General features: G+C 72.0%; 11 protein-coding genes. 3 read left to right on the top strand and 8 right to left on the bottom strand.

Features of this window, described 5'->3' with window-relative positions:
- From ETD96_RS30495 to ETD96_RS30480, 4 genes are all read right to left on the bottom strand, one after another.
- Nucleotides 1-836: serine/threonine-protein kinase (locus ETD96_RS30495; RefSeq protein WP_138639938.1), on the bottom strand; the 836-nt coding region annotated here is incomplete at its 3' end.
- A 19-nt stretch (nucleotides 837-855) separates the two neighbouring features.
- On the bottom strand, nucleotides 856-1932 hold the full coding sequence (locus ETD96_RS30490; RefSeq protein ID WP_138639937.1) for a family 2 encapsulin nanocompartment cargo protein polyprenyl transferase: 1077 nt from the start codon (nucleotides 1930-1932) through the stop codon (nucleotides 856-858).
- 49 nt (nucleotides 1933-1981) lie between these two features.
- A complete protein-coding gene (locus ETD96_RS30485; protein ID WP_240808335.1) occupies nucleotides 1982-3403 on the bottom strand; it encodes a family 2B encapsulin nanocompartment shell protein in 1422 nt (473 codons plus the stop codon).
- A complete protein-coding gene (locus tag ETD96_RS30480) occupies nucleotides 3400-4845 on the bottom strand; it encodes a family 2B encapsulin nanocompartment shell protein (RefSeq protein ID WP_138639936.1) in 1446 nt (481 codons plus the stop codon). The genes ETD96_RS30485 and ETD96_RS30480 overlap by 4 nt, the downstream gene beginning before the upstream one ends.
- A gap of 182 nt (nucleotides 4846-5027) precedes the next feature.
- Between ETD96_RS30480 and ETD96_RS46090 the strand changes: the two genes are divergently transcribed.
- Complete coding sequence (locus ETD96_RS46090) at nucleotides 5028-5912, top strand: hypothetical protein (RefSeq protein ID WP_205719523.1); 885 nt, start codon at nucleotides 5028-5030, stop codon at nucleotides 5910-5912.
- Between the two features lie 333 nt (nucleotides 5913-6245).
- Here the strand turns inward: ETD96_RS46090 and ETD96_RS30470 are convergent, their stop codons facing one another.
- Together ETD96_RS30470 and ETD96_RS30465 are read right to left on the bottom strand one after the other, a co-directional pair.
- The gene (locus tag ETD96_RS30470) at nucleotides 6246-7646 is read right to left on the bottom strand and encodes an MFS transporter (protein ID WP_240808334.1); all 1401 of its coding nucleotides are present in this window, start codon (nucleotides 7644-7646) and stop codon (nucleotides 6246-6248) included.
- 72 nt (nucleotides 7647-7718) lie between these two features.
- Nucleotides 7719-8282 (bottom strand): hypothetical protein, encoded by a 564-nt coding sequence (locus tag ETD96_RS30465; protein WP_138639935.1) that lies wholly within the window; start codon nucleotides 8280-8282, stop codon nucleotides 7719-7721.
- 280 nt (nucleotides 8283-8562) lie between these two features.
- Here ETD96_RS30465 and lpdA point away from each other — a divergent pair, with 280 nt between their 5' ends.
- Nucleotides 8563-9966 carry a dihydrolipoyl dehydrogenase gene (gene lpdA, locus ETD96_RS30460; RefSeq protein ID WP_138639934.1) on the top strand — a complete coding sequence of 468 codons (1404 nt, stop codon included), beginning with the start codon at nucleotides 8563-8565 and terminating at the stop codon, nucleotides 9964-9966.
- 137 nt (nucleotides 9967-10103) lie between these two features.
- On the top strand, nucleotides 10104-11594 hold the full coding sequence (locus tag ETD96_RS30455; protein WP_138639933.1) for a serine/threonine protein kinase: 1491 nt from the start codon (nucleotides 10104-10106) through the stop codon (nucleotides 11592-11594).
- 13 nt (nucleotides 11595-11607) lie between these two features.
- Here the strand turns inward: ETD96_RS30455 and ETD96_RS30450 are convergent, their stop codons facing one another.
- Together ETD96_RS30450 and ETD96_RS46085 are read right to left on the bottom strand one after the other, a co-directional pair.
- Entirely contained in the window at nucleotides 11608-12216 is a 609-nt protein-coding gene (locus ETD96_RS30450) for a hemerythrin domain-containing protein (RefSeq protein WP_138639932.1), read from the bottom strand.
- Nucleotides 12217-12269: 53 nt separating this feature from the next.
- On the bottom strand, nucleotides 12270-12526 hold a 257-nt coding region (locus ETD96_RS46085; protein WP_205719522.1), incomplete at its 5' end, for a MarR family transcriptional regulator.

The following is a 12526-nucleotide window of genomic DNA, read 5'->3' as shown; positions in this document are numbered from 1 at the left end:
GTCCCCGGCGGTGGCGGGGACGGCGCGCGCCCCGGCCGGACGAGCCGGTCCAGGACGGCCTGCGCGGACGGTCTGCGCTCCGGGTCCTTCGCGAAGCATTCGGTGAGCAGGCCGCGCAGCGGCTCCTCCACGCCGGTGAGGTCGGGCTCGGAGTTCGCGATGCGGTTGAACACGACCGGCACGGACTCGTTGCCGAACGGCGGCCGCCCGGTCGCGGCGAACGCCATGGTGGACGCCCACGCGAACACGTCGGCGGCCGGGGTCAGCTCGCCGGGTTCGAGCTGCTCGGGCGCCATGTAGGCGGGGGTGCCGACCGCGCGGCTCACCATCGTCTGCGCGCCGGACAGCGCCCGCGAGATGCCGAAGTCGATGACGCGCGCGCCGTCGGCGCCGATGAGCACGTTGTGCGGCTTGAAGTCGCGGTGGACGACACCGGCGTCGTGCAGCGCGACGAGGGCCGTGGCGGTCGCGATGGCGAGCCGGTCGAGGGCGCTGCCGGAGCGGGGGCCCTGCTCGGCGACGACCCGGCTGAGCGGCGGCCCGTCGACGTACTCGCTGACGATGTAGCGGCGGTTCCCGGCCGCGCCGGAGTCGAGGACCTGCGCGGTGCAGAACCGCGCGACGTGCTTGGCCGCCTCCAGCTCGCGGGTGAACATGTCGAGCGCGCTCAGCGTGCCGAGGTCGCTGCTCAGCTGCGCGTGGAACAGCTTCACCGCGACCTGGACGCCGTCGTCGCCGGTGCCGAGGTAGACGACGCCCTGGCCGCCCTCACCGATCCGCGCGGTGAGCCGGTAGGCACCGATCTGGCGCGGGTCGTCCGGTTCGAGGGGCTGCACGCCCAGCAGTGTAGGCGGGTCAGTGATCGCGCCGGGTCATCATCCGGACGAGCGTGAGAAGTTCGGCGGCGGCGTCCGGAGCCGCGCCCGCCAGGTGGGTGCGGGCCGCGACGAGGAGCGTGTCGGCGTGCGCGGCGGCCCAGGCGCGGGCGCCGCTGGTCTCGATGAGCTCGGCGGCGCGGGCGGTGTCGTCGCCGGTCAGCGGCTCGTCCTGGAAGTACAGCGCGGCGAGTTCGGCGCCGGCGGGCGTGCCGGACGTCAGCGCCGCCACGACCGGCAGCGACTTCTTGCGGTTGCGCAGGTCGGAATGGACGGGCTTGCCGGTGACGGCCGGGTCGCCCCAGATGCCGAGCAGGTCGTCGGCGAGCTGGAACGCCAGCCCGACCTGCTCGCCGAAGGCGCGCATCCGGGCGGTCTCGGCGGTGGTCGCCCCGCCGTACAGGGCGCCGAGGGCGCAGGCCGCGCCCATCAGCGCGCCGGTCTTGCGGTTCGCCATCGTGAGGCACTCGTCGAGCGCCACGTCCGTGCGCTCCTCGAAGGCGAGGTCGGCGAACTGGCCCTCGACCAGGTCGAGGACGGACCGGGCGAGGACGCGGACGCCGTGCCCGACCGCCGGGGAGTCGTCGGCGGCGAGCGCCTCGTAGGCGGCGGCGAGGAGGGCGTCCCCGGCGAGGATCGCGCCGCTCGTCCCGAAGACCGTCCAGGCGGTGGGGCGGTGCCGGCGGGTGAGGTCGCCGTCCATGACGTCGTCGTGCAGCAGGGAGAAGTTGTGCGCCAGCTCCACCGCGACGGCGGCCGGCAGGGCGGCGTCCGCCGTCCCGCCGGCCGCCTCCGCCGCCAGCAGCGCCAGCGCGGGGCGGACCGCCTTGCCCGCCGGGGCCGCGGCGGGCCGGCCCCGCTCGTCCCGCCAGCCGAAGTGGAACTCGGCGATGCGGCGGGCCGTCTCCGGCATGGCCCCGACCGCGTCCCGCAGGGCGGGATCGAGCAGGCCCCGGCTCCACCGCAGGATGTCGGCCGCCGACCGGGCGCGCCGGCCCGGGCGGTGGTCGCATCCGATGACGGCGGGGTCGTCCTTCCAGGCGGGCACGGCGGGCATGGCGGTCCTCCCCTTTCTTCGGCGGGCGATCGGCTAGCGGGCGATCGCGCTAGCGGGCGATCTCGACGTTCTCCAGGACGCCGAGCGCGTCCGGGACCAGCACGGCGGCCGAGTAGTAGGTGCCGACCAGGTACGTCAGCAGCGCCCGGTCGTCGATGCCGGCGAACCGGACCGACAGGCCCGGCTCCACCTCGTCCGGCAGCCCGGTGCGGCGCAGCCCGATGACGCCCTGGTCCTCCTCGCCGGTGCGCAGCACCAGGATCGAGCTGGTCCCGGCCGGGGTGATCGGGATCTTGTCGCACGGGTAGATGGGGACGCCGCGCCACGCTTGGACGCGGCGTCCCTCGACCTCCACGCAGGACGGGTACACCCCGCGCCGGGTGCACTCGCGACCGAACGCGGCGATCGTCTTGGGGTGGGCGAGGAAGAACCGGGACTTGCGCCGCCGCGACAGCAGTTCGTCCATGTCGGCGGGGGTCGGCGGGCCCCCACTGGTCTGCAGGCGCTGCCGCAAGTCGGCGTTGTGCAGCAGCCCGAAGTCGCGGTTGTTGACGAGCTCGTGCTCCTGGCGCTCGCGCAGTTCCTCGATGGTGAGCCTGAGCTGCTGCTCGACCTGGTCCATCGGCCCGTTGTAGATGTCGGCGACGCGGGCGTGCACGCGCAGCCTCGTCTGGGCGAGGCTCAGCTCGTACTCGCGCGGCGAGGTCTCGTAGTCGGCGAACGTGGCGGGCAGGACGGGTTCGCCGTCGTGCCCGGACGCCACCTCGATCGCCGCCTCGCCGTGCCGGGTCTGCGGCGGTGGCGGCGTGTCGCGGTACTCCTCCAGGTGGGTGCGGAGGGCCTCGGACCGCTCGGTCAGCTCCTCGATCGCCGGGCGGGGCAGCGTCAGCACGATGGTGGGCGTCAGCGCGCGGAAGGTGTGCGGCCACTCCTCGTCCACGCCGAGCAGGGCGCGGTCGCCGAAGAACCGGCCGTCGGCGAGGATGCCGACCCGGGCCTCGCCGCCGTACGTGCCGGGGCCGGCCTCCTCGACCTTGCCGTGCGCGATCAGGTGGACGCCGTCGAGCGGCCGCCCGGCCGCCGCGATCGTCTCGCCGGGCTGGTACTCGTGCTGCTCGAACCGCGCGGCGAGGCCGTCCAGCAGCTCCGGCTCGCCGAGGTCGCGCAGCGGGGGCAGCTCGGCCAGCTCCGGCGGGAGCACGCGGACGTCGGCGCCGTCGTTGACGAACGTGACGATGCCGTCGCCGAGCCGGTAGGTGAGCCGCCGGTTCACCCGGTAGGTGCCGGCGTCCGCCCGCACCCACGGCAGCAGCCGGAGCAGCCACCGCGGGGTGATGCCCTGCATCTGCGGGACGGACTTGGTCGTCGTGGCGAGGTTGCGGGCGGCCTGCGTGCCGAGGGCGAGCCGCTCGCGCGCCCCGGCGGGCCCGGCCGCGCCGGCCGGGCCGTGCTCCGTGGTCGGCTCCGTCACGCGTCGGCACCGCCGTGCGCGATCTCGACGGACTCCAGCATGCCGAGCGCGTCCGGCACGAGGACGGCGGCCGAGTAGTAGGCGCTGACCAGGTAGTTGATGAGCGCCTTCTCGTCGATTCCCATGTACCGGACGGACAGGCCCGGCTGGTACTCGTCCGGCAGCCCCACCTGGTGGAGCCCGATCACGCCCTGGGCCGCCTCCCCGGTCCGCATCAGCAGGATGGAGCTGGTCTTGGTCTTGCTCACCGGGATCTTGTTGCAGGGGAAGATCGGCACGCCGCGCCACGCGGGGACCTTGTTGCCGCCGACGTCGACGCTGTCGGGGTAGACGCCGCGCGCGCTGCACTCGCGGCCGAACGCGGCGATCGCCTTCGGATGCGCGAGGAAGAACGCGGGTTCCTTCCAGACGAGGGTGAGCAGGTCGTCCATGTCGTCCGGGGTGGGCGGGCCGGAGCGGGTGTGGATGCGCTGGGACAGGTCGGCGTTGTGCAGCAGGCCGAAGTCGCGGTTGTTGATGAGCTCGTTCTCCTGGCGCTCGCGCAGCGCCTCGATGGTCAGCCGGAGCTGCTGCTCGACCTGGTCCATCGGCTCGTTGTAGAGGTCGGCGACGCGGGTGTGGACGCGCAGCACGGTCTGCGCGACGCTCAGCTCGTACTCGCGCGGGGACGCCTCGTAGTCGACGAACGTGCCGGGCAGGACCGGCTCGCCCTCGTGCCCGGACGCCACCTCGATCGCCGCCTCGCCGTGCGCGTTGCTCGGCCGGTCGGGGCTCGCGCGGTACTCGTCCAGGTGGGCCTGGAGGGACGCGGACTGGCCGAGCGTCTCCTGGAAGTCGGCGTCGTTCATGCTGAGGACGGTGCACGCGGTCACGGCCTTGACCGTGTGCTCCCACGTCGGCTGCTCCTCGCCCTCCTCGGGCGCGAGCAGGGCCTGCTCGCCGAAGAAGTCGCCGTCGGCGAGGGTGCCGAGGACGGCGTCGGCGCCGTACTCGCCGGCCCCGATCTTGCTGAGCTTGCCGTGCGCCACCAGGATGACGCGGTCGACGGGGCGGCCGCGCTCCACGATGACGTCGCCGGGCTCGTACTCCTGCTGGGTGAACCGGCCGGCGATGGCGTCCAGCGTCAGGTCGTCGTCGTAGCCGCGGAGCGGGGGCAGTTCGCCCAGCTCGCGGGGGATGACCCGGACGTCGGCGCCGGTGGTCACGAAGGTGACCCGGCCGTCGCCGAGGGTGTAGGTGAGGCGCCGGTTGACCCGGTAGGCGCCGCCGGACGCCTGGACCCAGGGCAGGAGCTTCAGGAGCCACCTGGAGGTGATGCCCTGCATCTGCGGGACGGACTTGGTCGTGGTCGCCAGATTCCGTGCCGCCGCGGTACCGAGGCTCAACTGCTCCTGCTGCTGTTCCGTCACGTCCACACCACCGATTCGTCGAAGGTCCGTCATGATGAGCCGTCTTCCGGCCAACGGTGACGCTACTGAACGTAATTGTCGCATCGCAATGAGCCATCGGATTGCCGGAACGCCACAGAACTCGCACTGGCACGCCACTGCCCGCATCCGGCGGTGCGCACCGGCTGGCTAGGGTGAGCCCCGGCAAACCAGGATCTTCCACACAAGCGGGTGACATGGGACGACGCCGCTACCGCAGGCTCCTCGTCGGGCCGGACGCCTACCGCTGGCGTGTCGGGCACCAGCACACGCGGGACGGGCGGCGCCTGCTCGACTGCCGCGAGACCTTGCTTCTCCGCCAGGAGGGACGCCCCGGGCGGATCAACATCGTCTTCCGCGAGGGGCCGGGACGGATCGTCCCGGACGGCGGCCCCTATACGCACAGCGGCAGCGTGTGCCGCGCCGAAGACGAGACCATGCTCAACCTGCACCGGCCAAGGGTCGTCCGTGCGCTGCTCGACGTCGCCTTGGGACGAGGTGAGGACTTCTGGTCGAGCGCCGAGATCGACGGCTGGACCATCATCGACGCCGTCTACGCCCACCTCGCCGGCAAGTCGCGCTATCTCGTCCAGCACGACTACGGCATGGGCGGGCTCTGGTGGTGGGTGTGGGCGGACTCGGCGGAGGAGATCCTCGACGCCTGCGCCGAGGTCGAGGTGATGGACGACCCGGACGTGATCCGGCGCGTGCGCTCCTGGGGCGACATCGAGGAGGTCGTCCTCGACCGCCTGGCGCCGGATTCGGCGCTCGCGCACCTGCGCGACCGGCGCTCGTCCTACCGCGACGACCCCGGCTACGGCGAGCTGGCCGGCCACGACGCCGTCCACCTGCGGATGCCGGACGAGGAGGACGAGCGGGTCGCGTGGCTGACCGAGTTCGGCCGGGACGGGCGCTGGACGCGGCAGGTGGAGATCCGGCCCGGCGAGCACCCCGTCCGCTCCAGCGCGGACGACTGGCCGATCAACCCGCCGCTCGACCTCTACGACCCGCGGTACCTCCCGTACCGGATCAGCGCCGCCGAGTTCGAGAACGCGTGGGAGAAGGCGCGCCCCGAGCAGTAGACCGCACGTCCGGACGACCAGCGGTTTTTACCCTCAAGTAAGGTTTCGCCGCAGGTCAGCGCGGTGCCGTGTGAGGCACATCACCCGATGTGCGGGCGTGGTCAAGGAAAGACCTACCGCATCCTGGTGTTGTAACAGGTGAACAGCAGGCCCGGTCAGGACGGGCCTGGCGAACCGGAGGGGAGGCTCCCAGTGACCACAGTCTGGACGGCACTGGCCATCGAGACGGCCACCGCACTGGTGATCGCGGCTTCGCTGGCGGGCTGGGCCCGCCGGCACTTCCGCCGCGCCCGCTGAGCGGCCGCGCGCACCACGCGTCTCACACCACGCGTCTCACACCGCCCCGGAACTCGCCGGTTCCGGGGCGCGCTCGTTCCCGGCCTTCTCGATCGGCACCCCCGCCGTCTCCGGGATCTTGATGATCGGCACCAGCGCCACCGCCGCGGCGATCATCAGGTAGTACGCCGGGACGTAGTTGGAACCCGTCACGTCGATCAGCGACCCGACCAGCACGGCCGCCGTCCCGCCGAACAGCGACGTCGAGATGTTGTAGCCGATCGCGAACGCCCCGTACCGCACCCTGGTGGGGAACATCGCCGGGAACGTCGCGCCGATCACCGCCAGCATCAGCACCAGCAGCCCGCCGACGATCGCGTACCCGGCCGCGACGCCGAGCTTGTTCTCGGTCTGCATGAGCGCGAACGCCGGCCACGCCAGCACGATGTAGCCGATCGCCGCCGTCAGCAGCAGCGGCTTGCGGCCGATGAGGTCCGACAGGTGGCCGAGCGGCAGGATCACGGCCATCATCGCGAACTCCACGCCGATCGTGATGAGCTGCGCCGTGTCGTCGTTCATCTTCAGGAAGTCGACGAGGTACGACGGCATGAACGTCAGCAGCGTGTAGTCCGCGACGTTCAGCAGGAACACGATGCCGATCAGCATCGCGATGACGCGCCAGTAGTGCTCCAGCGTCTCCTTCAGCGGCGACTGGGCCTTCTTGCCCTCCTGCTCCATGGCCTGGAAGGTCGGGGTGTCCTCGATCCTCGTCCGGACGTAGAGGCCGACGAGGCCGAGCGGCAGCGCCACCAGGAACGGGATGCGCCAGCCCCAGCTGTGCATGGCGCTCTCGCTGAGCGCGAGGTCCATGATGAACACCAGGCCGGCGCCGAGAATGTAGCCGGTCAGCGTGCCGAACTCCAGGAAGCTGCCGAAGAACCCGCGCCGGTGCGTCGGCGCGTACTCGGCGATCATCGTGGCGGCGCCGCCGTACTCGCCGCCCGTCGAGAAGCCCTGGATCAGCCGGACGGCGAGCAGCGCCAGCGGCGCGGCGATCCCGATCGTGTTGTAGTCGGGCAGGATGCCGATCACGAACGTCGAGCCCGACATCAGGATGATCGTCGCGGCCAGCACCCGCTTGCGGCCGAGCTTGTCGCCCATCGGCCCGAAGAACAGCCCGCCGAACGGGCGGGCCAGGAACGCCGCGGCGATCAGCGCGAACGAGCGCAGCGACGCGCTGCCCGCCGCCTCCTCGGGGAAGAACTTCGTGCCGATGATCGCGGTCATCACCCCGGCGCTGAACACGCCGAAGTCGAACCACTCGATGCAGTTCCCCATCGCGGACGCGATCACGGCCTTGTGGACGGCGCCGGTGCCGCCCCGGTCCGCCGGCAGGCTCGCACCGGGGTCGGCCGGTCCGTCCGCCGCGGCGCCGGCGCGCTCAAGGTCGTCGTTCACGCGCTACCTCTGCCCGAAGATCGGCAAAGCTAACGCCGGGTCACGGCGCGACCGCTCAGCGCAAGAGGCGCCTCACGCCCTCCCGGACCTGTTCGCGGCGCCCCTGGACGCCTTCGGCTTCGCCGGGCGGGTGTCCTCGGCCTCGTCCTCCTCGTCGGGGAGCGTGGGCAGGGCCGTGGTGGGCTGGTCGTCCGCGACCTCGCCGGGCAGCTCGTCGGTGCGCCCGGGGTCGCCGTCGAGCAGTTCGTCGAGGGTGGCGGTGCGGTTCACATCGCCCGCCAGCTCGTCCTCCAGGAGGTCGTCCTCGGGGATCGACACGAGCGCCTGCGTCTCCACCGACTCGCGGGTGATCACGCCGCTGGCGAGGACGTTGTTGCGGTGCCGCAGCATGCCGTTCTCGCGGAGCAGGTTGTCGACGTCGGAGCGGGCCCGCGCGATGCGCCGGCTCAGCCGGACGTGCACGAGGAACCCGCCCGCCGCCGCGCCGAGGATGAACCCGGAGACGGGGAGGCCGACCGCGGTCGGCGCGAGCGTGGCCACCAGCGCGACGGCGACCAGCGCGACGACCACGGCAAGCGCGACGAAGTGCTCCTCCATCCAGTCGAGGACGGTGTTGACGCGCTTGGGGATCCTCACTCGGCGACTCCTCCACTCGGCTCGGTGGCGCCGGCGCGCGGCGGTTCACCGGCCCCGCGACGCCGCTGTTCGGATGCACCGCCGGGGCTCCGCGGCCGGGACGGTCCGGGCGGGCACCCGCACCGGCGCGCCGCCCTCCTGCACCGGACGCGCCTCCGCCAGATGCTGACCACGGCGAGGCCGTCCGAAACCCCAACTGTACGTGACGTCGGTCGCTGCGGGGGCGGGCGGCTCGCGCCGGGATGCGAACACCTGGTCGCGGCGAATATCGTCCATTGACATGAGCGAACACTTTGACGTCGTGGTCCTCGGCGCGGGCCCGGGTGGATATGTCGCCGCGATCCGGTCGGCACAGCTCGGGCTGAAGACGGCGATCATCGAGGAGAAATACTGGGGCGGGGTGTGCCTCAACGTCGGCTGCATCCCGTCGAAGGCGCTGCTGCGCAACGCGGAGCTGGCGCACATCTTCACCAAGGAGCAGCAGACCTTCGGGATCAACGTCGAGGGCACCGTGTCCTTCGACTACGGCGTCGCGTTCCAGCGCAGCCGCCAGGTGTCGGACAAGCTCGTCAAGGGCGTCCAGTTCCTGATGAAGAAGAACAAGATCACGTCCTATGACGGGCGGGGCACGTTCACCGACCCGAACACCCTGCAGGTCGCCCGCGCGGACGGCTCGTCGGAGACGGTGACGTTCGACAACTGCATCATCGCGGCGGGCGCGCACACCAAGCTGCTGCCGGGCACGTCGCTGTCGGAGCGGGTCGTCACCTACGAGGAGCAGATCCTCAGCTCCGAGCTGCCGGAGAGCATCGTCATCGCCGGCGCGGGCGCGATCGGCGTCGAGTTCGCCTACGTGCTGCACAACTACGGGGTGAAGGTCACGATCGTCGAGTTCCTCGACCGGATGGTCCCGAATGAGGACGCCGACGTCTCCAAGGAGCTCGCCAAGCGCTACCGCAAGCTCGGCGTGGACGTCCTCACCTCGACCCGCGTGGACGCCATCGACGACTCCGGCGAGAAGGTCAAGGTCACCGTCACCGGCAAGGACGGCGCCCAGCAGGTCATCGAGACCGACAAGGTCCTCCAGGCGATCGGCTTCCAGCCGAACGTGGAGGGCTACGGTCTGGAGAAGGCCGGCGTGGCCCTCACCGACCGCGGCGCGATCGACGTGGACGGCCGCTGCCGCACGTCCGTCCCGCACATCTACGCGATCGGCGACGTCACCGCGAAGCTGATGCTCGCGCACGCCGCCGAGGCCATGGGCATCGTCGCCGCCGAGACCATCGCGGACGCCGAGACGATGGAACTCGACTACATCATGATCCCCCGCGCCACCTACTGCCAGCCGCAGGTCGCGAGCTTCGGCTACACCGAGGCCCAGGCCAAGGAGCAGGGTTTCGACGTGAAGACCGCGAAGTTCCCCTACAGCGCCAACGGCAAGGCCCTCGGCATGGGCGAGGGCGACGGCTTCGTCAAGGTGATCAGCGACGCCAAGTACGGCGAGATCCTCGGCGCCCACATGATCGGCCCCGAGGTCACCGAGCTCCTCCCCGAACTGACCCTGGCCCAGCAGTGGGACCTCACGGTCAACGAGGTGGCCCGCAACGTCCACGCCCACCCCACCCTGGGCGAGGCGATGAAGGAGGCCGTCCACGGCCTGGCAGGCCACATGATCAACCTCTGAGTCCCCCACCCCGGCGTGTTCGCCTCCCCCACGAGGCGAACACGCCCGCGGCGTCCCCTTCCGGCCCTGGTACTTCACCGACTCGTGTGAGGTGAGTCGATATGATCACCGCTCCGGGGGACGCGTGAGGAGGGGTCGTGGCCGAGCGGATGGCCTTGCTGCCCACAGATCCGGACTCGGTCGGCCCCTATCGCCTTGAGCATCGGCTGGGCGCCGGCGGGCAGGGAACGGTCTACGCCGGTGCCTCGGCCACGGGCGAGACGGTGGCGGTCAAGCTGCTGCACCCGCACCTCTTCAGCAACGAGGTCGCGCGGACGCGGTTCGTCCGCGAGATGCAGATCGCCGAGCGGGTGGCGCCGTTCTGCACCGCGCAGGTGCTCGACAGTGGTGTCGAGGACGGCCGTCCCTACATCGTCAGCGAGTTCGTGGACGGCCCGTCCCTCCAGGAGTCGGTGCGCGACACCGGCCCGCGCGCGGGGGCGGCGCTGGAGCGGCTGGCGGTCAACACGGTGACGGCGCTGGCCGCGATCCATCGGGCCGAGGTGGTCCACCGCGACTTCAAGCCGGGCAACGTCCTGCTCGGGCCGGACGGGCCGGTCGTCATCGACTTCGGGATCGCCCGCGCCCTGGACCTCAACCAGTCGATCATCACCAGCCAGGCCGTCGGCACCCCCGGCTACATGGCGCCCGAGCAGCTCCGGGAGGACGAGACCGGCCCCGCGGCCGACATGTTCGCCTGGGGCGCGACCATGGTGTTCGCCGCCACCGGCAGGCGGGCCTTCGACGGCGGTTCGATCCCGGCGGTGATGCGGGCGATCCTGGAGGACGAACCGGACCTGGACGGCCTGCGGGCGCCGTTCGCCGCGATCGTCCGCGAGTGCCTGGCCAAGGACCCGGCCCGTCGTCCCACCGCCGCGGAGGTCGGCGAGCGGCTGCGCGACCTCCCGTCCCCTGCCTGGGAGGCCGGAGCCGCCGCACCCGCCGAACCAGCGCCCCCGGAGCCGCAGCCGGTCGTCGTTGCTCCGGACACCGTTCACGACTCCGCTCCGGACGCGCCGGCGCGGGGCCGGAAAGGGCGTCGGCGCGCGCTCCTGATCGGTGCCGCCGTCGCGGCGTTCGTCGTCGCGCTGGGCGGCGGCTACATCCTGCTTCCGTCCGAGGGGGAGGGCAGGACGTCGGAGGCGTCCGAGACCCCGGATACCGCGAGGTCGTCGGGGGTCCCCGCCGCCGGGACGGCCGGGCCTCCGGCGAGCCCGAGCGAGTCCGCGAGCCGCGGATCCGGGCCGTCGTCCGCGACGTCGAAGGCGCCGCCTGGCGGCCCGGCGCCCTCGACCGGCTCGGGCGGTCGGACGCCTCGGCCGTCCGCCAAGCCGTCCGAGCCGTCCGGCGGCGGTACAGAGGAGAAGCCTCCCAGCGGCCCGAAGACGCTGGGGACCATCTCGGCGACCGACGGCACCACGTACTGCCGATCCCGTGGATACGCCGGCGCTGTGCGCGAGTACGGCGGCGACTACTCGTGCTACGGCGCGCCCGGCCGGACGACGGTCACCCTCAGCGAGCTCTGCCGCTGGAAGTACCCGAACCACTCCAACGTCAAGGCCGACGGCACCACCTGCAAGTCCTCCTGACGCCGTCGCCGGATCAGGTGACGTTCCAGAGGTCGAGGGACGCGTAGGCGGGGCGCCACACGGTTTCGTAGGCGGTGCGGGCCTGCTCCGGGAGGAAGGCCAGCATCTTCGCGGCGAGTTCCGGGTCGGCGCCGTCCAGGAGCCAGGGGATGACGCGGGGGCCGTTCGGGCCGAGTTTCGCGCCGTGCACCTGGCCGAAGTTCGCGAAGTGCTCGGGCGGCAAGGTCTCGTCGATCAGCGGAAGCGCGGCCTCCTCTTCGTGCCTCAGGTGGCCGGTGAGGGCGGTGGCCAGGCGGTCGACGAGGGGACCGAGGGGTTCGGTGCCGGCGTCGATCGCCTCGATGGCGGGGTCGATGGCGGCGTGTTCGGCCTCCATCGCGTCCATCAGGGCGAGCCCGTCCGGACGGTCGGCGAGGGCCTCGCGCATGGGCGGCCACAGGGCCTCGTCCTCGGCGGTGTGGTGGATGTGGAGGGCCGTCTTGAACAGGTCCCAGCCCTGTCCTTCCGCGAGGACGCGGCGCGCCTCGCCGTCCTCGCGGGCGGCGACCTTGGCGAGTTGCTCCAGCTCCCTCCGCAGCGCGTCGTGCATGACGTACATGGCGGTCCAGTCGTAGGTGGCCATGGAATCCCCTTCCGTTTCCCCATAGACGAAATCCGGGAGGGAAGTGTGACTCTTCAGGACGTCGGGGCCGGGCTGGAGAGGCGGCTGAGGAGGCGCTGGCCCTGGCGGGAGCTGATGTTGAGGCGGCGGCCGAGTTCGGCGCCGGTGATGCCGGGCTCGGCGTCGATGATGGCGAGGGCGCGGGCCTCGTTGTCGGTCGCCACGCTGCGCGGGACGCTCGCCTTCTTCTGCTTCGGCGGAGCCGGAGGCGGCGGCGCAGGCGCAGGTTCGGGCTCGGGCGGAGGCGGGGGCGGAGGCGTCCGAGGGGCGC

The organism is Actinomadura geliboluensis (assembly GCF_005889745.1).
In the GTDB taxonomy this organism is placed as follows: Bacteria; Actinomycetota; Actinomycetes; order Streptosporangiales; family Streptosporangiaceae; genus Spirillospora; species Spirillospora geliboluensis.
This window is presented reverse-complemented; position numbering and strand designations above follow the sequence as displayed.

Excerpts from the sequence above, each read along its gene's own strand:
- ETD96_RS30450 (WP_138639932.1), bottom strand. The coding sequence starts at position 12,216 with ATGGCCACCTACGACTGGACCGCCATGTACGTCATGCACGACGCGCTG.
- lpdA (WP_138639934.1), top strand. The coding sequence starts at position 8,563 with ATGAGCGAACACTTTGACGTCGTGGTCCTCGGCGCGGGCCCGGGTGGA.
- ETD96_RS46090 (WP_205719523.1), top strand. The coding sequence starts at position 5,028 with ATGGGACGACGCCGCTACCGCAGGCTCCTCGTCGGGCCGGACGCCTAC.
- ETD96_RS30480 (WP_138639936.1), bottom strand. The coding sequence starts at position 4,845 with ATGACGGACCTTCGACGAATCGGTGGTGTGGACGTGACGGAACAGCAG.
- ETD96_RS30490 (WP_138639937.1), bottom strand. The coding sequence starts at position 1,932 with ATGCCCGCCGTGCCCGCCTGGAAGGACGACCCCGCCGTCATCGGATGC.